The sequence below is a fragment of the Hyphomicrobium sp. genome (genome assembly GCF_019753045.1).
Classification (GTDB): Bacteria; Pseudomonadota; Alphaproteobacteria; order Rhizobiales; family Hyphomicrobiaceae; genus Hyphomicrobium_B.
The window spans coordinates 242,807-267,080 of the sequence record NZ_JAIELN010000012.1; the positions used below are offsets into that span (position 1 = coordinate 242,807).

The following is a 24,274-nucleotide window of genomic DNA, read 5'->3' on the forward strand; positions in this document are numbered from 1 at the left end:
CCCGTTGCCTTAATTCAGGCTCCCGAGCTCACCTTGGGGGCTGCCTTCTGCTCGCTCGTCGTCGCGTCGGGCGTAGCCGGGCCGCCGCTTGTTCGTCCCGTCGGCAGAGGCGTACCGGCTAGTCTTGCCAGGCTGGCTGCGATCGAGGGCGGCAGCGTCGAGAAATCCGGCTGTGTCGACGGCTGAGACGGGAAGCCGGCGCCATTGGACGGCAGGGGCGGCGGGGCGCCCGGCGGCGGTACAATGGTCGGCGTATCGCTTCTCAGCGACGCCGGCACGATCGACGGAGCGGCCAAAGGCGAGGTTGGAAGCGGGGGCATAGCCGCCGGGGCCGGTGGCGGCGCGGCGCTGGCTCGGGCCAACGCGTCCGCCAGCGGAGAGACGATATTCGGCTGGGCCTTTTCGGGGGCCCGATCCTTCGGAGGCTGCATGATTGAAGGCAGCGGACTTCCGTTTTGCAGACTTGGTTGCAACCCCGGCTGCGAATTTGGCTTCTGCAGGCCTGCTGGCGGCGGCGCGAGATGTGGCGCCACGTTGTGAGGCGGTGGGACCGCGTCAGCTCCCTTCGCTGCAAGAGGCCGTGATTGTGCCGGAGGCTGTTGCTTCGGCTGAGCCGACTGCGGGAACGGCGCCGGCATCGAGATCGGTGGGGCGACAGGCGCGTCGTTTGTCCGCTGGCGGTTATCGGAACGCCCATTCGCTGCGCCGTTCAGTGCACCGTTGAGTGCGCCATTCAAAGGGGGTGCGATCGCGGCAGCGCCGTTCATGCGCGCCTTGGCGTTTACGGGTGCCGGGGCTGGTGTCGGTGCCGCTTTCTGACGTTGGCGCACGACGGACCCTGATGGCAGGGCTGCTTGCTTTGCGGCCGCAGCAATCCGGGCCGGGTCGACCGGCTTCTCTTCGGGCGATGGTGTTTTGGCCGGAGGGGCAAGCGCGCGTGCCGGCTTTTTCGCAATCTCCTTGCTTGGACTTTTCGGCTTCGGCCGGAAGAAGCCGCGCGGCTGCAGCTTACGCTCGGAACGCCGGACCATCTTCAAGAGCTGGGAAACGGCGCGATCGGGGATCGGCTCTCCGAAATGGTAGCCCTGCGCGTATTCGCAGCCGATCGAGCGCAAGAAGCTGGCTTCGTCGGCGCGTTCGACGCCTTCGGCCGCAATCGTCTTCGTGAGTTCGTGAGCAAGCGCAACCATCGAGCGCACGATCGCCGCGCCGTCGCCCGTGCCGCTACCGCGGACAAGTTCGCCGTTGATCTTGATCGTGTCGAACGGGAAACGATGGAGATAAGCGAGCGAAGAAAAGCCCGTGCCGAAGTCGTCAAGCGTCAGCTCGACGCCCGAACCGCGCAACAGCTTCAGAACCTCTACTGCCTGCTCCGGATTATCCATGAGCAGGCTCTCGGCAATCTCCAGCCTCATTGTACCGACGGGCGCGATGTTGCGGCCGAGGATTTGTCGGATTTCCTGCACCGACTCGGGCCGGAAAAGCTGGCGTCCCGAAACATTCACGGTGACGAACAGCGGGCGCTCGGAACGCGGCAGCTCCAACACCCAGCGCGCCACGTCCTTTGCCGCTCGCAGCAGGAGATGAGAATTGAGCTTAATGAGAAGCTCGGTATCGTCAGTGTCGGAAATGACCGCGAGCGGGTTCACGAGACCGAGCTTCGGATGGTCCCAGCGCAACTGGGCTTCAAAGCCTGCGAGCTCTTTGGTCGGAAGATAGACGATCGGCTGATAGAGGACCTTGAGCTGGCCCTTTTCGATCGACCGCGCGAGATCGGCCTCGACCTCGGCATTGATATTGCGGTCGCGGCGCATTCCAGGTTCGAAGGTCTCGATACGGTCGGTGCCGCCTTGCTTCGCGCGGTACATCGCAAGCTGGGCATCATTCAGCAGATCGCCGTCTGCGCCCTGCGTTCCGTCCCAAAGTGCAATGCCAATCGAACCGGTCAGCACGACTTCCTGATTTGCGAGCGCTATCGGTGCGCGAAGCGAGCGGCGCACGCGTTCGGCAAGCGCCGGAAGGTTCCGCGCTTCGCGCTCGCCAGTGAACAACATAGCGAACTGATCGCCGCCGACGCGCGCGACGGTGTCCTGCGGTCCGCAATGACGTTGGAGACGGCTGGCAACTGTCAACAGCAGGCTATCGCCGCGGACGAGGCCGAGGGACGCGTTCGCACTCTTGAACTTGTCGATGTCGATGTAGATAACCGCGGGCTTCACGGTGTTGTCGGTCTTGGCGCGGATCATGACCGTCTTGAGACGATCGAGAAACAGCTCGCGGTTTGGAAGGCCCGTCAGGCTGCAATGGACGGCATCGTGCAGGAGTCTCTCATAGGCCCGCTTGGTATCGGACACGTCCCGCAGGAGGCCGACGCAGCGTAGCGTCCGGCCATCGGAGTTCGGCACGCTCGCCGCCTCGAGTTCAAACCAGCGCCAGCTGTTGTCCGCGTGGCGCAGGCGGAAATCGCTTTTGATCCTTATCCCGGAGCGTTCCTGAGCCGACATCAACGTGACGCGGAAGCGCTCCTTGTCGGTCGGGTGCACGTGCTTCAGGAACTCGTCGACCTTGGTCGATAGCTCGCCGGGCATTAACGAGAGCGCGACCTCGACTTCCGGTCCGACCTTGATCTCGTCGCGGCGAATGTTCCATTCCCAAACGGTCGATCCGGATGCTGCAAGCGCCAGCGATCTTCCTGTCAGTTCCGTCGGCGCGCCCGCGTAAGACATATCGGAGGAGCGGAACGCGAACTGCGTTACCGTGAAGCCCATCAGAATGACGACGAGGACGAGGCCGGCGACGAGGCTCGCGACTACGACGTCGCCCGACATGCGGCCGCTGAGCGTCATTCCCGTCGCAAAAATCCAGACGAGGAAGAGCAGCCATGTCGGCACGAGCGAGAGCGCGCGATCCTGTCCTTTCGCCGCCAGGAAAATGGTGAAGAGGCCGCCGACGCCGCCAATCGCAAGGAACGAAAGACGCGCAAACGTTGCAGCGAGACGAGGATCGATGACGGCGACGGCAATGAGCGTCAGCTGCGCCACCATCCAGACGCCGATCATCATCCGGACCAGGCCGTGCCATAACGCGAGGCGCAGAAATGTCGTGAGGAAGATGACGAAACTCGACGCCATCGCGGCTTCGCCCGCCGCTCGGTAGACGGCGTTATCCTCGGGCCGCAAGTTGAACAGCTTATGGAAGAAGCCGAAATCAACGCAGAGATAGGTGAGCACCGTCCAGGCGACGAGCGCCGCAGCGGGGAAGATCAGTTTATGGTTGGCTGCGAAAATCGCCGTCAGGAAGATCGCGAGCAGGCCGGTCAGGCCGAGCATCGCACCGTTGAATAGCTGACGGTCGCGGCTCTTGATTTCGTAATCGATCGGTTGCCAGAGATACATGCGCGCGTAGCGCTCGCCGGCAAGCTCGGCGACGTAGGTGATCGTCTGACCCGGCTCGAGCGTGATGCGGAACACGTCGGCCTTATCGCTCTTGATGCGCTCGGGCACGAAGCCGACCGAGGGCGTGACGCTTTCGATGCGGCGTGCATCGAGATCGGGCCAGACCGTTCCCGAGCCGACGATCGTGTAGCGGTCGGCGGTCAGCAGCCGTTCGAGGGATTTGTCGGTTTTGTTGGTGAGCGCGAACACCATCCAGTTCGGGCTGGTGCCCGGCACGGAGGCTCGCACCGTCATGCGGCCTGTAACGCCGTCAGCGCCCGGGGCGGTTTCGACCTGGAGACTGTCGCCGCGGCCTTCGTAGGCTTCGCCGAGCGTCGTGATCTCGAGGCGATCCTGATCGCCTTGCACGGGAATAGGGGTCAGGGCTTCGGCTCGTCCCGCGAGCGCCATGAGGCACAACGCCAGAACGCCCAGCATGGACAGCCAGGATTTGCCGTATCTCCCCCAGTCCATCCCCCCAGCTCCCATCAGCGCCCCCGCTCCGTTCCGCCGGGGACCGGCCCAACGGCAAGACGCGCGTACAGCAAGTGATCTTCCCACCGGCCATTGATCTTGAGGTAGGCGCGCGCGAGCCCTTCCCGCTGGAAGCCGGCAAATTCGAGAACACGCATGGACGCATAATTCGTCAACATGATCGCCGCTTCGATGCGATGCAGCCGCAGAACATTGAAGGCCATCGGCAGGATCATGCTGACGGCTTCGCGCATGTGGCCACGGCCTGCGTAGTTCACGCCCATCCAGTAGCCGAGCGACGCCGTTTGCGCGGATCCGCGCCGGACATTCGAGAGCGTTACGCCGCCGATCAGGGCGCCCGTCGCATTTTCAAAAATGAAATAGGGATACGAGATGTCGTTGTGCACGTCCTTCGCGTAGGCGCGCAGCCGACGGCGAAACATGGTGCGTGAAAGATCATCCTGCGCCCACGTCGGCTCCCAAGGCGTGAGGTGGGCTCGGCTGGCTTCCCGGAGGTCGGACCATTCGGCGTAATCCGACGCCACCGGTTGACGCAGCGTCAGCGCGGGGCCCTGTACGGTCTCGAAATCTTCATCAGGGCGGATGGAGCGAAGAAATGCCACGCTGTCTCACCTCGTTCCGTCGGCAGCAGCCATCCGCGTTTCGCGTGGCGTGAACCTTCCAGCAATGCGCGAGGCTTGGCCGTTGGACTTTCGGCCTGAACCGATCACCGCGACGGACGGCGCTTCTTCTGTCAACGTTTGCGCGAACGTCTTGATGCGCTCGTGATCGACGGCATCGACCTCGCGGATCAGCTCGGGAACGGGAATGAGGCGGCCCTGCGAAAGCAACTGCCGCGCCATCTGCTCGGCGTTGACGGCTGAACTCTCGAGAGCCATCAGCAAGCCCGCCTTGAGCTGCGCCTTGGAACGCTGAAGCTCGGCGTCCGTCGGGCCGGTCTCGGCGATCTCGGTCAGCTGTTGGACGACGACATCGGCGAGTTCGCCGACCATCTCCGGTCCAGTCGCTGCGTGCACGGACAGCATTCCGGTATCCCTCAGTCCCCAAATCGACGAGTCGATCGAGTAGCAAAGGCCTCGATCCTCGCGAATCTCCTGAAACAACCGCGACGACATCCCACCGCCGAACAACCCTGAGAACACCTGCGCCGTATAGAACGCCGGGTCCAGATACGAGGGTGACGGCAACCCGATCAAAACATGGCTCTGCTCGAACGGTTTACTCGACGCCGCAAAGCCACCCCGGTATTGCGCGGCCGAGTCGAGCCCCCGTGTCCTCTGAGTGAGCCCGCCGAATAGGGCCTCAACGTGGCGGACGATGTCTTTGTGCTGGACGGCGCCGGCAGCAGAAACCACAATCGTGTCAGGGATATAGTGCTCATCCAGATAGGATCTGAGATCGGCCGCGGTAAATCGGCCGACGCTCGCCTTGGTGCCGAGTATGGGCCTCCCGATCGATTGGCCCGGAAATGCAACGCCCTGCATCAGGTCGAAGGCGATGTCGTCGGGGTTATCGTCGGACGCAGCAATTTCCTGCTGGATGACGACGCGTTCGCGGTCGAGGTCGTCAGTTGCGAATTTCGAATTCAGCAGAATATCGGCGATGAGCTCCAGCGCGACGGGCTCGTCGCCCTTCAGGACGCGCGCAAAATAGGCGGTCGTATCGAGGCCGGTCGATGCGTTCAGGTCGCCACCGACGCTTTCGATTTCATCGGCGATCTGGCGGGCGGAGCGGGTTTTCGTTCCCTTGAACGCCATGTGCTCGAGGAAATGCGCGAGCCCGTGCTGGTCTTCGCGCTCGTGGCGCGCGCCGACCGCGACCCAGACGCCCAGCGAGACCGTTTCGAGAGACGGCATCCGGTGCGTGACGATGCGAAGTCCGTTCGGCAGCGTGGTGAGTCCGGTCGCCATCGCTATACCCCCGACGCGACGCGGCTGTGGTGCAGTACGAACTCTTGGATTGCACTCAAGCTGTTCGGCAAAACTTCGAACCGTTCGTCGTCGGTCATAAGGTGCTCAAACCCTTGAGGCAGTGCAGGTCGCTTGCCTGTGATCGCCTCGATGGCATCGGGGAATTTCGCGGGGTGGGCGGTCGCGAGAACAACCGTTTCACCGGCAGGCGCTTGTTCGGCCGCGAAGAGCGCGCACGCCGTGTGCGGGTCAACGACGTAACCGGTTTTCGTTGCGGTCGCGCGAATGGTGGCCGCCACATCGGTCTCGGACGCCGCCGTGGCGGCGAAGTCAGCCTTGAGCGCCGGCCAGAGGGCGCCGAGTTCAAAGCGCCGATTGGCTGCCAGCGAGCCCATCATGCTGCGGACGAGAGCCGCGTCGCGTCCCGAGGCCTCGAAGAGGTAGCGCTCGAAGTTCGAAGAGACCTGAATGTCCATCGACGGCGACGTCGTCGGAACGACGCCTTTCATCGCGTAAACACCGGTTTCCACTGCGCGCGGAAGGATATCGTTTTCGTTCGATGCGATGATGAGCTTGTCGATGGGCAAGCCCATGCGCTTTGCAACGTAACCTGCAAAGATATCACCGAAATTTCCGGTCGGGACGGAGAATGACAGCGGGCCCTGCAGACCGGTCAAACGCGACGCCGCGTAGAAGTAGTACGTCACCTGCGCGACGATGCGCGCCCAGTTGATGGAGTTGACGCCGGACAGCTCGACCCGGTCGCGGAATGCATGGTCGTTGAACATGCCTTTAACGAGCGCCTGGCAGTCGTCGAAGCTGCCGCGAACGGCGACGGCGTGAACGTTCTTTTCCTTCGGCGTCGTCATCATGCGCCGCTGCACATCGGAGACGCGGCCCTCGGGAAAGAGGATCACGACGTCGACGCGCGTTGAGGACCTGAACGCCTCGATCGCGGCGCCGCCCGTGTCGCCAGACGTCGCGCCGACAATCGTCGCCCGCGCGTTGCGCTTGGTCAGAACGTGATCCATCAGCCGCGCAAGCAGCTGCATCGCGACGTCCTTGAACGCCAGCGTCGGACCGTGAAAGAGTTCGAGGATCGTCTGTCCGGGCCGCAACGGGTGGATCGGCGTAACCTCGGCGCTGTTGAACGTTGCGTAGGCTTCCTCCGCCATGCGGGCGAGATCAGCGCGCGTTATGTCATCTCCCACGAACGGGTGAATGACGTCGACGGCGATTGCCGCGAATGACTTTTTCGGGAATGACGCGATCGTGGCGGGTGCGAGGGTGGGCCAGCTCTCAGGAACGTAGAGACCGCCGTCCCGCGCAAGACCAGCGAGGAGAATGTCCTCGAAACCAAGTTTTTCGACTTCCCCGCGCGTTGAGATGTATTTCAAATCTGCTCTCTTTGCCTAATTCTACCGGGCGAGCCTAGTTCGACGGGCGTAAGCGAACAACCGAGCCCTGGTCCGCGCCGACGCGAATCATTCTTTCTTTGGTTGTACTTCGTCGTTATTCGCACTCTCAAGTCGCTGCCGAGCAAAGATCGCGAACACGACAATCAGCGTTGCGGCGAGCCCATACCATGTAACGACGTACTGGAGATGGTTGTTCGGCAGATTGATCTCAGTCGTGCCGCCTTTCGGCCAGCCGCCCGGGTTTTCGGGCAGCGCATCGGCATCGAGGGAGAACGGTGCGTAAGCCTGGCTCTTCTCGGCATTGAATTGCAGCGGCGTGGGCGCCCCTTGAGGTCCCCACTGCATGGCGTCGAGGTCGCGCCAATACCAGCGGTTTCCCGCGTAATCGTTGTCGGGGGCGAACGCCGCTTTGGGCTGGGCGAGGCGCACGAGGCCGGTGACCGTCACGGGGCCCGAAACCTGCCCTTCGGCGCGCTTCGAGGGATCCTTCAACTTGTCGGGGACCCAACCCCGATTGACGAAAATGGGCGGCAAGCCGCCTTCCGGGACCAGCAGCGTGTAGACGTGCCATCCCTGCGAGGCTGTTGTCGGGGCATAGAGATGGCGCTCGCGGCTATGGTCGAACGTGCCCGTGACGCGCATGTGCTTGTATTCGACATCGCCGGATTTGACGTATTCCGACAGCACCTCCGGATAGGACGCGGGGTCGGCCTTCACCCGCTCGTCGATCTTCGCGATCAGCGAATCCTTCCAAGCCATCCGGTGCCATTGCCAGTTGCCGAGCCCTATGAGGACCGGCAGCATGGCGAGGGTCAGAATGGTGGGTACGATCAGACCTGCGGCGCGCCAGCGCGCGAACATAGTCACTCCTTGGCGAGACGGCCTTCCTCGGCCTTATTCTTGAATTGCAGCGCGATCAGCGACGCCTTGAGGAAGCGCAAAAGAAAAACGGCGATGACGGGGGTGAGGATACCCCAGAGCAACACATGCATCCACCACGGCACGCCGAACTTGAATTCCGCGACGAGCGCGCCTCCGACGCAGAGAAACCCGAGAATGAAGATGGCGAAGACTGCCGGTCCATCGCCCGTATCAACGAACTTGTAATCGAGACCGCAATTGTCGCAGCGGTCGCGCATGTTCAACAGATTGACAAAAAGCTTGCCCTTGCGACACCGCGGGCACCGGCATGTCAGTCCGGTTACGATCGGCGAAACGGGCCGGGTGGGAGTGACCACAGCAATCTCGATTTCTGACAGCTCAAATTTGCAGAGGACCCTGGCGCGTCAGGCCCCGCAGTGCAACTCCGAATAGCGCCGCGCCTGAAATACAAGAGGCGGCTTTCGGCCGCCTCCTGCAAAGTTCCGTTTGCTTCCGATGAGCGAGCGTTAGTGGGCGCCCGGCGCGATCGGACCCGCGCCCCAGACGTAGATGCAGGCGAACAGGAACAGCCAGACGACGTCAACGAAGTGCCAGTACCAAGCAGCAGCCTCGAAGCCGAAATGCTGTTGCGGAGTGAATGCACCGCGCAGGGCACGGACCAAGCACACGAGCAAGAAGATCGTGCCGATGATCACGTGCGCGCCGTGGAAGCCGGTCGCCATGAAGAATGTCGCACCGTAGCTGTGGCCAGGGAAGCTGAACGCAGCTTCGCTGTATTCAATCGCCTGAAGCGTCGTGAACGTCATGCCGAGCAGGACCGTGAGGATGAGGCCGATCACGAGGCCACGACGGTCGTTCTTCAGCAGTGCATGGTGCGCCCAGGTGACCGTGCAACCCGAAGTCAACAGAATGAGCGTGTTGACGAGCGGCAAATGCCAGGGGTCGAACGTATGCTTGAAAAAGCCCGGAACCGTCGCTGCAGTCGGATCGACGGCGGCCGGCGGCCAGTGGCCACCAAAGAGCTCGTCACGTGCGACCAAGCCGACGGTCTGGCCTGGGTTGTTCATCAGTTCGTGGACGCCCGCGGGAAAGAGTGCGACATCGAAATAAGCCCAGAACCAAGCGACGAAGAACATCACTTCCGAGGCGATGAACAAGATCATGCCGTAGCGCAGATGCAGCTGAACGACGGGTGTCTGGAAACCCTGATTGGCTTCGCGGATGACGTCGATCCACCAAGCCCATGCGGCTGTGATGACAGCGAACGCGCCAACCCCAAAGAGCCACGGCCCCTTGACGCCAAGGACGCCTTCTCCATCGACGTGCGTGCGCATCCATGCGATGGCGCCGACCGCCATGATGAACGCCGCAATTGAGGCCGCGACCGGCCAAGGGCTCGGATTTACGAGATGATAATCGTGGTGTTTTGCGTGCGTATCAGCCATTTCCGTCTCCGTCCCCTTCAGGCTCTGGCCCGTTCTTGCTTGGATCGAAAGCTCGACGTGGCGGTGTTAGCGCCCCGTCTCGTCCTTCGATCCTCTTTCATGTTTTCTTCAGTCTGCATTCGTCTTCAGCCCCCCGTCTTCGGCGGCGCGGGCGCAACCTCGGCTGTCGCCTTCGGATGCTCGGCTGCGAAGAAGGAATACGACAGCGTGACCTCAGGCTGGAGCGCCGTCGAACTGTCTTCGACCAGCTTTGGGTCGAGGAAGAAGGTCACCGGCATTTCCACACTCTGGTGCGGCTGCAGCGTCTGCTCCTTGAAGCAGAAGCATTCGATCTTGTTGAAGTAGGAGCCAAACGCTTCGGGCGTGACGTTGAACGTCGCCTGCCCTGTTACCGGCTTGTCGGAATTGTTTGTTGCGCGGAAGAAAGCCAGCGCTGTCTCGCCGATCTTCACTTCCATTTTCCTGACGTCCGGCTCGAAGGTCCAGGAAAGACCCGGCGCAATGTTTGAATCGAACCGCACCGTGATCGTGCGGTCGAGCACCTTGCCCGTGTTGGCATCGGCGCGCTGCGTCGTGCCACCGTATCCGGTCGCCTTGCAGAACATCGTGTAAAGAGTCGGCGAGGCCGCGGTTATCGAGCCCATGACCGCGAGGCCAGCAAGGCAACCGTAAACAGCCCGCCGGTTCTGGCGAGCGGACTTTGCGGCAACTTCGGCATCCTGCTGTCCGAGTGGGTTCTTCGTCATGCCTTAGAACGTCCCTTTTGCGACGTTGCCGCCGAGGTGGACAAACGTCGCGACGTAGAATGCGAGAACCATAAAGCCGAGCGTCAGCGCGATCGCGATCGAGCGCCGGCGGCGGATCTTCTCGGCGGCCGGATCAAGGCGTTGGGGAAATTTGGGATCGTCGGTCAAAGGAGCCTCACGCAAAAAAACGATGGAAAATTGCTTCACCAAAAAGAACTGCGAACAGCACGTAGAGATAAAGTATCGAGAACCAGAAAAGCTGCCGCGCCGCCGTATCGGCTTCACGGCCTTCCGTCGTCACGTAGACGCGAAGGGCCAATCCCAAGAAGACTGCTCCGAGCGCCACTGAACACACGAGATACGTCATTCCGCCGAGGCCGGTGAAGAAAGGCACGACCGCCAACGGAACGAGGATGAGGGAGTAAAGAACGATCTGCTTCCGCGTCTCAGCGGGGCCTGCAACGACTGGCAGCATCGGCACGCCGACGCGCTCATAGTCCCGGCAGCGATAGAGAGCGAGCGCCCAGAAGTGCGGGGGCGTCCACATGAAGATGATGAGGAACAGCAGGATGCTATCGATGCTAATGCTGCCCGTCACGGCTGCCCAGCCGACCATCGGAGGGAATGCGCCGGCAGCGCCGCCGATGACGATATTGTAGGGCGTCCGCCGCTTCAGCCACATCGTGTAAACGAATAGATAGAAGGCGATCGTAACCGCCAACAGCGCTCCGGCCGTCCAGTTGACCAAGACGCCGAGCGTCAGAACGGAGCAAACGCTCAACACACCGCCAAAGTTCAGCGCCTCGTCGCCCGTGACGCGGCCGCGCGGCAAGGGGCGGGCGGCCGTACGTGCCATGCGCGCGTCGATATCGGCGTCGTACCACATGTTGAGGGCGCCTGAAGCGCCCGCGCCGATGGCGATTGAGATGATCGCGATGGCGCCAAGAATTGGATTGATCGGGCCCGGGGCCGCGAGCATTGCGGCAAGTGCCGTAAACACGACAAGCGTCATCACCCGCGGCTTCATCAGCTGGATGAAATCGCTAACGCTGGGTTCCAGCGTCAGGTCTGCTTGGCCGACTTCACTTTGAATGCTCATATCGCGGGCGCCGTCATAGAAATTGAGCTTCGAAACCGGATGGCGACGGGGCTAATGCCTCGCCCCGTCGCTCACCCATTTATTGTCAGTGATGGTCCGTCGCGGCGATCCGCGGCAGCGTTTCATAAGAATGGAACGGTGGCGGTGACGACAGCGTCCATTCCAGAGTTGTCGCTCCGACGCCCCACGGGTTCGCCGCCGCTTTTTCCTTACGGATGAAGTAGGCGTAGAACATACCGAACAGGAAGACGACCACGCCAAGCGTCGTGATGTACGAGCCGTAAGACGAGATGCGGTTCCAGTAGGCAAATGCTTCGGGATAATCGGCGTAGTGGCGCTGCATGCCGGAGAGGCCAAGGAAGTGCTGCGGGAAGAACAGCACGTTGGCGCCAATGAACGTCAGCCAGAAGTGAAGCTTGCCGAGCGTCTCATTGTACATGTAGCCGGACATCTTCGGGAACCAGTAGTACCAGCCCGCGAAGATCGAGAAGACGGCGCCAAGCGACAGCACGTAGTGGAAGTGCGCGACGACGTAATACGTGTTGTGCAGCGAACGATCGATGCCCGCGTTAGCGCACATCACGCCCGTCACGCCGCCGACGGTGAAGAGGAAGATGAATCCCAGCGCCCAGAGCATGGGCACGCGGAACTGCAGCGAGCCGCCCCACATCGTTGCGATCCAGGAGAACACCTTGATGCCCGTCGGCACCGCGATGACCATCGTCGCGAACATGAAGTAGGCCTGCGTGTCGACGCTCAGACCCGCCGTGTACATGTGGTGGGCCCAGACGATGAAGCCGACGAGGCCGATGGCGACCATCGCGTACGCCATTCCGAGGTAGCCGAAGATCGGCTTCCGCGAGAACGTGGAGACGATGTGGCTGATCATGCCGAAGCCGGGCAGGATGAGAATGTAAACTTCCGGGTGACCGAAGAACCAGAAGAGGTGAGCGTAGAGAAGGGGATCGCCGCCACCTGCCGGATCGTAGAAGGTCGTACCGAAGTTGCGGTCCGTCAGCAGCATCGTGATGGCGCCGGCCAGAACCGGCAGCGACAGAAGCAGCAGGAACGCAGTCACGAGCACCGACCAGGCGAACAGCGGCATCTTGTGCAGCGTCATGCCGGGGGCGCGCATGTTGAAGATCGTCGTGATGAAGTTGATGGCGCCGAGGATCGAGGACGCGCCAGCAAGATGGAGCGCCAGGATACCGAAGTCGACCGCGGGGCCCGGGTGGCCGATTCTGCCCGACAACGGAGCGACCAGAATCCAGCCTGCGCCAACGCCATCGGCGTCTGCAGTGCCCGGCACGAACAACGAAATAAGGAGAAGCGCGAACGCCGCCGGCAACAGCCAGAACGAGATGTTGTTCATGCGCGGGAACGCCATATCAGGCGCACCGATCATCAACGGCACGAACCAGTTGCCGAAGCCGCCGATCATCGCGGGCATGACCATGAAGAAGACCATGATCAAACCGTGACCCGTGACGAAGACGTTATAGATGCCTTCGTTGGCGAAATACTGCAGGCCCGGCTCCTGAAGTTCCAGTCGCATCATCACCGACAGGAACAAGCCGATGCAGCCCGCGAAAATCGCGAACAGCAGGTAGAGGGTGCCGATATCCTTGTGGTTCGTCGAAAAGAACCAGCGCTTGAAAAATGGCGGGGCGTGATCGTGCCCGTCGCCTTCTGCGTATGCCGTGCTTCCCATTTCGTAGAGCCCTTGTCCCGGAAGTTTTGTCTGATCTTTTCTTGTTGAGCGTCAGATCTGTCGGGCTATTGCCCGGCCATCAATGAACCGCCGTTACTGCGCTTGAGCTACCGACTGAACGTCAACCTTGCTCGCAGTGTCCGCATCGAGGATCTGCTGCGCCTTCTTCTTGTCCTTGGCTTTCACCGCGGCCATCCATGCATCATAGACCGGCTGATCGACAACGCGAACGGCGATCGGCATAGCCGAATGGAGCTTACCGCATAGCACCGCGCACTGGCCGTGGTAGGAGCCGACCTTCGTCGCCTTGAACCACACAGCTGCAACGCGACCCGGAACGGCCTGCATCTTCACGCCAAACGAAGGGATCGTCCAGGAATGGATGACGTCGTTCGACGTGACCAGAACGTCGACAACCTTATTGACCGGCACTGCGATCTCTTGATCGACCGTCAACCGCCGAAGCTTCTTCTCTTCGTTCCAAATCGGAAGCGAAGCTTTGTAAAGAGCGTTGTGAAGTGCGGCGCCTTCGAGCGAGCCGAATTGCTTGTCGTAAGCCTCGTCGCCGATTTTCGCCCGCAGCACGTCCTCGTCGTTGACCATGTTCGAGGTGATGGTCACCTTGTCATCGACGTACTCATGCTCCCAGAACCAGGCGTTGCCGGTCGCCTTGATCGTCAGATCAGGCTTGGGAAAATTGTACTGATTGAAGAGGAGGTGGAAGGAGGGGATCGAAATACCAACGAGGATCAGGATCGGAAGGATGGTCCAGGCAACCTCGAGCATCGTGTTGTGCGAGGTTCTGGATGGGGCGGGGTTACGCTTCTCGTTGAAGCGATACATCACGTAAACCATCAACACGAGCACGAACAAAACGATGACCGTGATGATCGTATTGATGACATGAAAGAGGTCGAAGATCTGGCCCATGATCGGGGTCGCAGGGAGCTGCAGACCGAGCTCACCATTCGAGGGCTGCCCGAGCCCGGCCAACGCTGGGGCCAACCCACCAAGGGCAACCGCCAAACACGCGGCCGCCATAATGGCAACCGCGCCAAACATCCTATTCGACATTCCTTCGCTCCCAATTCGTCGGTTCAGATCCCCCTGGACCGACAGCCTCCCAGATTTACCTGACACCCCGGGCCGGCGTGTCATCCCGTTCTTTATTTGCCCAGCTTGCACACCGGGGATGGCCCGCCGACGTCGCGGACCGAATGCCTCATCGATTTGTTAAGGCGGGTTGATAAAGAGCACAATCTCGTCGCACGCCTCAAGTCAAGCTTTCTGCGTCATTTCTTCGCGAAACAGCTGTGCCGAATCGGCGAATCGATCATCCTCCCCGGTCAGTGGCGTCATTTTTCGCGACAGAATTCGGCCGGATTCCTAGACGACGAAGCGCGCTCTTCCTTCGTCGCTTTATCAATTGGGCGCCGCCCGCGAAAGCAAGGATCATCGATTGTCACCGCATAAAACGGGCTTCTGGGGCCATTCGGCAATTCATTTGCGCAAAATGATCGCTAACCGGATGCTGATCTTGGGAGCGCTCACCGGCCTTCTCGCAATTGCACAACTGGTGGGCGGGCTTGCCTTGCCGGACAAAGCGTTCGCCGTCGATGCGCCGGAGGGAACGGTCAAGTCTCAGCACGGGGATTGGCAGGTCGTTTGCAAAGACCCGCCACCGGGATCCAAGAACCCGATCTGCGCCCTTGTTCAGAGCGTGACGGCCGAGGACAAGAACAATATCGGTCTCACCGTCTACTTCCAGAAATTCTCGAACGGCACGCGCGTTCTCAGGGTTTTTGCACCGCTCGGCGTACTGCTGCCGCCCGGGCTCGGCCTCAAGATCGACGACAAGGACGTCGGTCATGCGCCCTTTCTCCGGTGTCACAGCTTCGCGTGCTACGCCCAGGTCGTTGTCGAGGACTCGCTCGTCGAGCAGCTGAAGACGGGAAAGACCGCGATCTTCATCATTTTTCAGACCGAGGAAGCGGGTATCGGCATCCCGATTTCGCTCAAAGGCTTTGGCGACGCCTTAGTCGAACTCAAATGACGAAGGCCGATTGGCGAAACCAATCGGCCTCTATTTCTGTCGGTCTCGGTTGGCTGACGTGAACGTCAGGCGACCTTGCGCTCGGGAGTTTCGCCGGAAGGTTTCCGATCCAGAAGTATCAAACCGTCCCTAGCCGGCTTGGCCGGCAAGGGCAGCACCTTCGGCGTGACGGCCTCGGCGGCTTTCTCCACCGCAGCAGCGACGCGCGGGACGGTCTCTATGTATTGCCCGGTGACCGTCGCCCAAAACTGAGCATGCGCACTGAAGACGTCGACCGGCGTCGCCGGCTGCATCATTCGATGCGCCCAATGCACAAATGCCTGGGCCTGGCGCGCGTGCAAGCTCGCGACCTCCAGCTGCGTCCGGCCAGCAGCTTTCAGAAACGGCTGCCAGAACATCGATGTATTGTCGGCCAATTCAAAGACTTGCTGATAGAAGGGGTAATATAGTGAAGTATTCGCGGTACGCGTGCCCTCTTCATATGCCATTGCTGCGTCCTCCCAGACACAAAATATCCTGCGGCCTTCGACGGCCAACTTTTTAAAGCTTCTGCGCCAGTAACTCTAACTTGCGCTAATTGTGGGTCAGTAACACGGCAGCCCAGGGGCCGCAGTTCACAGATGCGTGCTTTGGCGATCCATTCAAGGGCAGCAATTGCATCTTTACGATCCGCTTAGGATTGTACGCTCCGTTCACTGCAGTTCGATGACTCAGATCAAATGTAATCGAGTTGAAAAATGTCAGTAGACTGAAAATCCCACGCTACACAACCATAGTTATACATTCGTAAATTTTACTTATTTCTAATTGAACTTAAGTCCTTTGCTTAGTTCATCTTGCGTTCTTCTTGACGCTCCTCTTTTCATTCAGCGTTATGTTCAACGTGGTTAATACCTGCGTTTGTAAGAGCGTCGGCGTCAATGTTGCGTTTGGGGGAGTGCCGTGGGTGCCTGCTCTCCGTTGTGGCCCCTTCGGTCATCGCGGTCGCGCAGATTTTCCTTACCAGCGCTGCTTCAGCGCAAGCGAGTGATCCGCCTACAGACTGGGTCCAGGAGAAGTACGGCTGGCGAGAAGCTTACGGCGGGTTCGACGTGGCTCGCGATCAGTGGCTCGCCTATTCGGGAATGACTTTCGCCCTTGGCAGCCCGGATATCTACAGCGACGGATGGCGTCTTCGTCTGGGCGGAGGATATGGCCGGTACGGCTACGACAGCATCCAGCCGCACACGAATTGCGGAGACGCGACCTCGAACGACATTTGCGGCGAAGACGGGCGCAGCCGGAAACACTACCAAGTCGGGCATTCCTACGCCGAGGTTCTTCTTGGATATTATCTGCAGTTGGGCCGGCTGACTGCGAAAGCGTTCGCCGGCGCGGCGATGTCTTCGAAGGATCATCTCAAGAGCGATCCGGATACCCGCGATGACGGTACGCGTTACGGCGTTAAAGGCGCCTTGGAATTCTGGCTCACACTCAGCGCGGATTCATGGACATCGCTCGACCTCAGCTATTCGACTGCGAGGAACGAGTCCGGGTCGCAGTGGCGGTACGGCTGGCGTGTCTCACCGAAGCTATCGATCGGCCCCGAGCTTCGCTATGACAAGAATGTCGAAACGGGCGACGGCGCCTGGAACGGACGGGCCGGCCTGTTCACGCGTTACGAATGGAGCGGCGGCGAGATTTCACTAGCCGGAGGCGGGCTTTGGAGGGTCGAGAATTGGGCGGCGAAAAATCCCTCGGCCTATGGAACCGTCAATGTGCTTTTTCAATACTAAGCCGTGTCATATCGATTGATTACAAAGCGGCGGGGCAATCTTCGGGGATAAACAAAATGAATACGTCTCTGGCGAGGGTCACGGCTCTGATGCTCGCATTGCTTTTTCTACTCGCCGCCTTTCCAATATCCGTTTTCGCTGGCAGCTGCTCTTCTTCGCCGGTCGTCGCGCGAGGAGAAGAAGCCAGTTACGTCTGGCTCGCGAAAACGAAGGCCCGAGCGAACTGGCGCGCAAAGGTTCGCGCAATTCCATCACTTGGGCCGAACTTCGCAAATTGGGCGCGAGCTCAAGATACGGAAGAACGGTGCCTTACTGGATCAACGGGAACGTTGTGCATCTTTACAGGAACGCCCTGTGCACCCTGATCACGTGAGGCATTTCAATCTCACCTCGCGACGGATTCCATTCAATCAACGCTTATCGGGAAACATTTTAGCGATTTAAGAATTGGGCTTCCTGGAAGTGCGCTATAAGACTGTGGGATGAGACGCGCCCGTGTTGATTGCACTGCCGATCACCGAGGGGCCCGCGATACCGACGACGAACGAAATTACTCAATACCTGCGCATTTCATTGCCGTATGCGATGTTCGGATTACCATTTAGAGGCGCGCCCATATGAGGCGAAGTTCGTCTTCGATCATATAATCAATTTCAGGGATCGCGCGGGGCCGTTTGGTTACCGGCCTGCGACGCGCTATCGATCTCGCGAAATTGCGGAATCCGCCCGGCCGTAGGGCTCGGGCGGTTAAGAGAGGAGCGGTGGGCTGCGGGACCTACTGCTCCTCTTTTTTGCAAAGACGATATTTCCTTGGCCCGGCTGACCGGCCCCGCGCTTTTGCTCACGGATGCGCCGTGTTGCCGCTGCATCTATCCCCGTGACCCCGTGGGATCACCCCAAATATTTTACAAAACGAACACCTGTTCGCCTTGACCTCTCCGCAATCGTTCGACAAACAGAACGCTCGTTCGTTTTTGTTCGAAGCTCCCCGCACGGACTATCGCCGCGATGCCGAAGCTCAAACCAGACACACAGCGCGCCAGACGAGAGCACATTCTCGACGCTGCGCTCACCTGCTTTGCTCGTGGCGGATTTCACGCCACCGCGATGCAGACGATCTGCCGGGAAGCGGGCGTCAGCCCGGGTGCGCTCTATGTTTATTTCGACAGCAAGGAAGCGCTGATTGCGGGCCTCTGCGAGCGCGACCGCGCAGAATTTGCCGAACGCTTCGCTTCGCTCGCCACGGCACCGGACTTCCTCGAGGCGCTCAACGCAATCGGTCAGCACTACTTCATTGATGAGGGCGCCGAGAAGCAGCGGTTCGTCATCGAGATGGGTATCGAGGCGACGCGCAATCCGCGCATCGCCGAAATCTTCCTGAGCGTCGACAAATTTTGTTCCGACAGCTTCGAAGCGCTGTTTTGCCGTCTCCAAGAAGAGGGGCGCATCGCGCCACGGACTGACGTCCAGACACTGGTCAAGGTTTTCAATGTCATCGGCGACGGCATGTTCTGGCGTCGAGCCATCCATCCGACGGCAGACATGCGCGCCGTCCTCCCAGTCATGATCGACCTCATCGGCACATTGCTCAATCCAGTAGAGCCGAAGACTTCCAATTCGAACGTTTCCGCACGCGAGGCGCGCCGATGAATATGAGAAAGTTTTTCTTCGGCCTTCTCGCGGCAAGCGCCGTGGCTGGTGGGGGCTACGTCTACCTCGAGAAAAAACACGCAGCCGCTGTGCAAGCTGAAAGGCTCGAAGCGGCGAAGTCGGTCGCGGCCCCGACAATCACCGTCTCGAAGGTCGGCATCGATAATTTCGTCGAGACAGCCGCAGTTTCCGGGTCTCTCGTGCCGCGTGAAGAGATCCTTGTCTCGCCCGAAGTCGAAGGTCTCAGAGTTCTCGAGCTTCTTGCGGACGAGGGCGACAAGGTCAAAAAGGGTCAGGTTCTCGCCCGCCTCGTCGCGGAGCAGCTCGATGCGCAGCTTGCGCAAAACGACGCCAATCTTGCGCGGTCGGATGCTGCGATCGCGCAGGCCGAGAGCCAAATCGTGCAATTCGAAGCGCAGTCGAAAGAGGCCGCCGCGCAGTTCGACCGTGCGGTACCGTTGAAGCAGTCCGGCTATCTTTCGGGCGCCACCTACGATCAGCGCGAGAGTGCTGCGCACACGACAGCGGCGCAGCTTATTGCGGCGCGCGATGGGTTGACCGCGGCAAAAGCCGAAAAAGCCCAAGTCGAGGCCCAGCGCCGCGAACTGATGTGGCGGCGGAACAATACCGAAGTGACCGCGCCTGCGGACGGCGTCATCAGCCGGCGCGTTGCGCGCATCGGTGCGATGGCTTCGACCGCCGGCGAGCCGATGTTTCGCATCATCCAGAACAGCGAGATCGAACTCAATGCCGAGATCGTCGAGACCGAGTTGAAGAAAGTCAAAGTCGGGCAAAAGGCCATCGTGACGGTGCCGCAGACGGGCGACTTTGAAGGAAATGTTCGCCTCGTCTCGCCCGAAGTCGACAAGGCTACCCGGCTCGGCCGGGTCAAGATTTTCCTGGGCGACAACCCCGTGCTCCGGATCGGGTCATACGCGCGCGGACGAATAGAAACAGCGCGGAGCCGCGGCCTCGCCGTGCCTTCTTCGGCAGTGACATTCGATCAGGGTCTCACATCCGTTCAGGTCGTCAAGGACGATAGGGTTCAAAAGCACTCCGTCACGATGGGCCTGATCGCGGGCGATCTCGTCGAGATCAAAAAGGGCGTCAACGAAGGCGATCTGGTCGTGACGCGAGCAGGGACATTCCTGCGCGACGGTGACGTCGTACGCCCGGTCATTCCCGAGCCGCGGTTGAGCGAGGCGAAGTAATGCGCATCAACATCTCAGCCTGGTCGATCCGCCGGCCCGTCCCCGCTATTGTGCTCTTCGCGGTCTTGATGCTGCTCGGCGTTCTGAGCTTCAAGTCGCTGCCCGTGACGCGCTTTCCGAACATCGACGTGCCGATCGTCTCAGTGAAGGTCATACAGTCGGGTGCCGCACCTGCGGAACTCGAAACGCAGGTGACGAAAGTCATCGAAGACTCGGTGGCGAACATCACGGGTGTCAAACACATCACGTCGACGTTGACCGACGGCCTGTCGGCGACTGTCCTGGAATTCCGCCTCGAAACGAATAGCGACCGGGCTTTGAACGACGTCAAAGACGCGATTGCGAAAATTCGAGCCGATCTGCCGCGCACCATCAACGAGCCCGTCATCGAGCGCATCGACGTCGAAGGACAAGCGATCCTGTCGTTTGCGGCGACGTCGCCCGGCATGACGCTCCAAGAGCTTTCGTGGCACGTCGACGATGTCATAAAGCGGAAGCTGCAAGCAACGAAGGGCGTGGGCCGCGTCGAGCGCTACGGCGGCGTCGACAGAGAAATCCGCGTCAATCTCGACCCTGACAAGCTTCTTGCCTATGGCATAACGGCAGCGCAGGTGAATGCCCAGGTCCGCTCGACGAACGTCGATCTCGGATCGGGCCGCGGGGAAATCGGCAGCCAGGAACAGGCGATCCGCACGCTTGCCGGAGCGCGCGAAGTCGAAGCCTTCGCCGACGCAAAAATCATTCTAGCTGGCGGCCGCGAGGTTCGTCTCCGCGATCTCGGCCGTGTCATCGACGACGCCAGCGAGCAGCGATCGTTTGGCCGCCTGAATGGCCAACCCGTCGTTTCGTTCTCGATCTTCCGCACGAAGGGAACGAGCGAGCTTTCGGTTTCGGATGCCGTCAACGCTTCACTGAAAGCACTCGAAGCAGAGTATCCCGACGTCAAGCTAACGAAGATCGACGATGCGGTCGCGTATACGCGCGGCAACTATATCGCGGCGATGGAAACGCTGATCGAGGGCGCCGTGCTGGCGGTTCTCGTCGTGCTGGTCTTTTTACGCAATTGGCGGGCGACGGCCATTGCAGCCGTTGCGCTACCGCTTGCCGCGATCCCGACGTTCTGGGCGATGAGCTCGCTTGGCTTTTCGCTAAACCTCGTCAGCCTGCTCGGCATCACGCTCGCAACCGGCATTCTCGTCGACGACGCGATCGTCGAGATCGAGAATATCGTGCGCCACATGCACATGGGCAAATCCCCTTATCGTGCGGCGCTCGAAGCCGCAGATGAAATCGGTCTGGCCGTCATCGCCATCACGCTGACGATCGTCGCGATTTTCGCGCCCGTGTCGTTCATGGGCGGTATCGCCGGACAATACTTCAAACAGTTCGGCATGACCGTCGCGGTCGCGGTTCTCATTTCGCTATTGGTCGCGCGCCTCATCACGCCAATGATGGCCGCCTATTTCTTGCGGCCCATTCCTGAGAAGCCGCATGTGGACGGCGCGATCATGCGCACCTACACGCGCTTTCTTTCGGCAACGCTTCGTTGGCGCTATCTGACGCTCTTATCGGGCGTCGCGCTGTTCTCCGCATCGATCTACGCGACGACGCTGCTTCCCACCGGGTTTTTGCCCGATGAAGATACGTCTCGCGTCGTCGTTTCTGTTGAACTTCCACCGGGGACGCAACTGAACGAAACGCGAGACAAAACCGACCAGCTCGTCAAATCGCTCCGGACGATTCCGGAAGTCGAGAAAGTGTTCGTGCTTGGGGGCACGAGCCCGACCGGTCAGCTTGAAGTTCGCCGCGCAGCGCTTTTCGTGGAGCTTGTTCCGAAGACACAGCGCAAGCTCACCCAGAAACAGCTCAAGGCCATCATCGCCGCGAAGATTTCCGACGTTCCCGATACGCGCGCCTGGTACGTCAACGAGCGTGGCGAGCGAGAGTTGTCGTTCTCGATGCTGTCGCGCAGCGGCGAAGATCTCAATCTTGCAATCGGCAAGGTGGAGACGGCATTGCGCAGCGTTCCGGGCTTCCGCAACGTTGCCGCGTCCGGCTCGACCGAACGGCCGGAGATCCGGATCGTTCCGCGCCTCGACGAAGCCGCTCGCCTTGGCGTCGCGCCTGATCAGATTGCGGAGGCCATTCGCGTCGCGACGATCGGGGACGCTGGTTTCAACCTCGCAAAGTTTACGGTTGGCGACCGGCAAATCCCCATCCGCGTACAGCTTGAAGAAAGCACGCGGACTGATCTCAAGCAGATCGAGCAATTGCGCCTGACCAACGCGGCCGGCAAAGCGATCCCGTTGACGGCGGTTGCGACCGTCGAATTCGGACGTGGACCGGCCTCCGTCGAGCGCTTCGACCGGTTGCGGCGCGCCGTCGTAGGTGTCGATCTCGATCGCGGCGTCGCCCTGAGCACGGCCCGCGAAAAGTTTCTCGCTGTCGTCAATGACCTGAAGCTGCCCGCATCGGTGACGCTGCAGCCATCGGGCGATGCCGAGGTTCAGGACGAAGTCGCCGACGGTTTCATCTCGGCAATGGGAACGGGTATTCTGATCGTGCTCGGGCTGCTGCTCCTGCTGTTCGGCAGCGTCTTCCAGCCGATCACTATCTTGCTGTCGCTGCCGCTGTCGTTCGGCGGGGTGGCGTTGGGTTTGCTCGTCACCAACAATCCGATCAGCATGCCGGTTTATATCGGCCTGTTGATGCTCATGGGCATCGTGACGAAGAATGCGATCATGCTCGTCGACTTCGCAATCGAGGAGATCGCTGCCGGTGTCGAGCGCAGCGTGGCGATCATCGATGCCGGCCGCAAGCGGGCGCGCCCCATCATCATGACGACACTCGCTATGGCCGCGGGCATGCTTCCCAGCGCGTTTGCTCTCGGAGACGGCGGCGAATTCCGCGCTCCTATGGCGATTGCTGTCATCGGCGGCCTGTTGGTTTCGACGATGCTGTCGCTGGTGTTCGTGCCATCGTTCTTCACCGTGATGGATGATCTCGGCAAGCTGATGCAGCGCATTTTCGGGCGCTTCGTCGGTCCGACGGACGAGCCGGATGACGAAGCCAAGCCGCCGGCCCATGGCTCGCCGGAGACCACGGGCCATCAGAGCGGGCAGAGCCATCGTCCAATGCCGCTCGCGGCGGAATAAATTCGAAAGGAAAGGTCCGGCATCGGATTGTCCATGACGGGGTGCGTGCCTACCTTTCAGCCAGCGGCCGCAACTGAAGGAACCCCGATATGTTCGACGCCAAATCGTTGCTTGAAAATGTTGTTCGCGGCGCAGCGCCCGCGGGCCCATCGACATCAACACCAACGCAGCAGCCCAACGGCGGCAGCAGCATTGGAGATATTTTGAATGAAATCCTCCGGAGTGCCGGAAGCGGAGCTAATCCCCAAGGCGGAACTCAGGCGGCGCCGAGCGGAAGTGGCGGGGTAGGCGATATCCTGAACCAGATCAGCAGGAGCCTTTCGCAGGGGCAGGCTCATTCGCCCGGAGCAGGAGCAGCGCCCGCTCAAAGCGGCCCTCCAACGGGAGATGCTGGCGATCTTGGAAGCATCCTCAGCCAGATCAGGGAGAAGCTTGGCCAAGCAGGCGGCTCGGTGTCAGCGAGCGGCGGTATCGGCGATATTCTGGGCCGGGTTCTCGCGCAGGCCACGCAAGGCGTCAAAGAGGGTTCAGCGCGGATCGGGCAGGAAACCGGCGCAACCGATGCTCTTGGGCGGCTAACCTCCGACCCGCAAACGGGTCAGCTGATCGGTAAGCTCAAAGACCTCATTCAAAACAATCCATATGCGTCCAGCGCGGCGGCCGGTGGCCTCGGCGGTCTTTTGCTTGGAACACGCACCGGCCGGTCGGTTGCGGCAAGTTCAGCGAAGCTTGGCGCTCTCGCGATGCTCGGCGGCTTGGCCTACAAAGCGCTTCAGAACTACGAGGCGGGAAAGCCGCTGCTTACTGGCGATGACTCGGCAGACAAAACCGGCGCTCCACAGGCCGCCATGTCACCCGAACCGCCTCCGGCGGGATCGGGTTTCGAGCCTGCTGCGATGACGAATGATGCTGCGATCCACTATCTTCAGGCGATGATCGCAGCCGCCTTTGCCGATGGGCGCATAGATCCCAGCGAGAAAGAGAGGATCATGGGCGGGATCAAGCAGGCAGGTCTCGACAGCGAGGCCGAAGAGTTCCTGGCGCGCGAACTCAATGATCCGCCAACAATCGAAGAGCTGGCGCAATCCGTCCGCACACCTCAGGAAGCCATCCAGCTTTACATTGCGGCTCGCATTGCCGTTGCCGACAATTCTACTGCCGAAGAGCGGTTTTTGGCGTCACTCGCGAGCGCGCTCAGGCTCGATCCGAAGCTGACCGCGCAGATCGATGCCACGGCGCGGCAGACGGCCGCTTAACGTCTGCTTGCTCAGTCGAACGGTTTGACAAAGA

Annotated in this window: 19 protein-coding genes; 6 read left to right on the forward strand and 13 right to left on the reverse strand. The window is 60.7% G+C overall.

What is annotated here, in order from left to right; all coding sequences use genetic code 11:
- Positions 1-14 precede the first annotated feature (14 nt).
- The 12 genes from K2Q04_RS15250 to coxB form a co-directional block, all read right to left on the reverse strand.
- The gene (locus K2Q04_RS15250) at positions 15-3,908 is read right to left on the reverse strand and encodes an EAL domain-containing protein (protein WP_291165468.1); all 3,894 of its coding nucleotides are present in this window, start codon (positions 3,906-3,908) and stop codon (positions 15-17) included.
- A 14-nt stretch (positions 3,909-3,922) separates the two neighbouring features.
- Positions 3,923-4,531 carry a GNAT family protein gene (locus tag K2Q04_RS15255; protein ID WP_291165470.1) on the reverse strand — a complete coding sequence of 203 codons (609 nt, stop codon included), beginning with the start codon at positions 4,529-4,531 and terminating at the stop codon, positions 3,923-3,925.
- A 6-nt stretch (positions 4,532-4,537) separates the two neighbouring features.
- Positions 4,538-5,839, reverse strand: a complete 1,302-nt coding sequence (locus K2Q04_RS15260; RefSeq protein WP_291165472.1) for a pitrilysin family protein — start codon at positions 5,837-5,839, stop codon at positions 4,538-4,540.
- A gap of 2 nt (positions 5,840-5,841) precedes the next feature.
- Positions 5,842-7,236, reverse strand: coding sequence for a threonine synthase (thrC, locus tag K2Q04_RS15265; protein WP_291165474.1), 1,395 nt, complete (start codon positions 7,234-7,236; stop codon positions 5,842-5,844).
- 87 nt (positions 7,237-7,323) lie between these two features.
- Entirely contained in the window at positions 7,324-8,118 is a 795-nt protein-coding gene (locus K2Q04_RS15270) for an SURF1 family protein (protein ID WP_291165476.1), read from the reverse strand.
- A gap of 2 nt (positions 8,119-8,120) precedes the next feature.
- Entirely contained in the window at positions 8,121-8,465 is a 345-nt protein-coding gene (locus tag K2Q04_RS15275; protein WP_366935758.1) for a DUF983 domain-containing protein, read from the reverse strand.
- Between the two features lie 180 nt (positions 8,466-8,645).
- Complete coding sequence (locus tag K2Q04_RS15280) at positions 8,646-9,584, reverse strand: cytochrome c oxidase subunit 3 (RefSeq protein ID WP_291165478.1); 939 nt, start codon at positions 9,582-9,584, stop codon at positions 8,646-8,648.
- Between the two features lie 125 nt (positions 9,585-9,709).
- The gene (locus K2Q04_RS15285) at positions 9,710-10,330 is read right to left on the reverse strand and encodes a cytochrome c oxidase assembly protein (RefSeq protein WP_291165480.1); all 621 of its coding nucleotides are present in this window, start codon (positions 10,328-10,330) and stop codon (positions 9,710-9,712) included.
- A gap of 3 nt (positions 10,331-10,333) precedes the next feature.
- Positions 10,334-10,498, reverse strand: coding sequence for a protein CoxF (locus K2Q04_RS15290; RefSeq protein ID WP_291165482.1), 165 nt, complete (start codon positions 10,496-10,498; stop codon positions 10,334-10,336).
- Between the two features lie 7 nt (positions 10,499-10,505).
- Positions 10,506-11,429 (reverse strand): heme o synthase, encoded by a 924-nt coding sequence (locus tag K2Q04_RS15295; protein ID WP_291165484.1) that lies wholly within the window; start codon positions 11,427-11,429, stop codon positions 10,506-10,508.
- Between the two features lie 85 nt (positions 11,430-11,514).
- Positions 11,515-13,140 (reverse strand): cytochrome c oxidase subunit I, encoded by a 1,626-nt coding sequence (gene ctaD / locus K2Q04_RS15300; RefSeq protein WP_291165486.1) that lies wholly within the window; start codon positions 13,138-13,140, stop codon positions 11,515-11,517.
- A 93-nt stretch (positions 13,141-13,233) separates the two neighbouring features.
- Positions 13,234-14,214 (reverse strand): cytochrome c oxidase subunit II, encoded by a 981-nt coding sequence (gene coxB, locus K2Q04_RS15305; RefSeq protein ID WP_291165488.1) that lies wholly within the window; start codon positions 14,212-14,214, stop codon positions 13,234-13,236.
- A gap of 385 nt (positions 14,215-14,599) precedes the next feature.
- On the opposite strand from coxB, the gene K2Q04_RS15310 reads away from it, so the two are divergent.
- Positions 14,600-15,193, forward strand: a complete 594-nt coding sequence (locus K2Q04_RS15310; RefSeq protein WP_291165490.1) for an invasion associated locus B family protein — start codon at positions 14,600-14,602, stop codon at positions 15,191-15,193.
- 65 nt (positions 15,194-15,258) lie between these two features.
- Here the strand turns inward: K2Q04_RS15310 and K2Q04_RS15315 are convergent, their stop codons facing one another.
- Positions 15,259-15,681, reverse strand: coding sequence for a hypothetical protein (locus K2Q04_RS15315; protein WP_291165492.1), 423 nt, complete (start codon positions 15,679-15,681; stop codon positions 15,259-15,261).
- A gap of 432 nt (positions 15,682-16,113) precedes the next feature.
- Between K2Q04_RS15315 and bcsS the strand changes: the two genes are divergently transcribed.
- From bcsS to K2Q04_RS15340, 5 genes are all read left to right on the forward strand, one after another.
- Positions 16,114-16,968 (forward strand): cellulose biosynthesis protein BcsS, encoded by an 855-nt coding sequence (gene bcsS / locus K2Q04_RS15320; RefSeq protein ID WP_291165494.1) that lies wholly within the window; start codon positions 16,114-16,116, stop codon positions 16,966-16,968.
- A gap of 1,008 nt (positions 16,969-17,976) precedes the next feature.
- Positions 17,977-18,618, forward strand: coding sequence for a TetR/AcrR family transcriptional regulator (locus K2Q04_RS15325; protein ID WP_291165496.1), 642 nt, complete (start codon positions 17,977-17,979; stop codon positions 18,616-18,618).
- Positions 18,615-19,829 carry an efflux RND transporter periplasmic adaptor subunit gene (locus K2Q04_RS15330; RefSeq protein WP_291165497.1) on the forward strand — a complete coding sequence of 405 codons (1,215 nt, stop codon included), beginning with the start codon at positions 18,615-18,617 and terminating at the stop codon, positions 19,827-19,829. Before K2Q04_RS15325 ends, K2Q04_RS15330 begins: the two co-directional genes overlap by 4 nt.
- Positions 19,829-22,984 carry an efflux RND transporter permease subunit gene (locus tag K2Q04_RS15335; RefSeq protein WP_291165498.1) on the forward strand — a complete coding sequence of 1,052 codons (3,156 nt, stop codon included), beginning with the start codon at positions 19,829-19,831 and terminating at the stop codon, positions 22,982-22,984. Before K2Q04_RS15330 ends, K2Q04_RS15335 begins: the two co-directional genes overlap by 1 nt.
- An 89-nt stretch (positions 22,985-23,073) precedes the next feature.
- The gene (locus K2Q04_RS15340) at positions 23,074-24,240 is read left to right on the forward strand and encodes a DUF533 domain-containing protein (RefSeq protein WP_291165500.1); all 1,167 of its coding nucleotides are present in this window, start codon (positions 23,074-23,076) and stop codon (positions 24,238-24,240) included.
- Positions 24,241-24,274 lie beyond the last annotated feature (34 nt).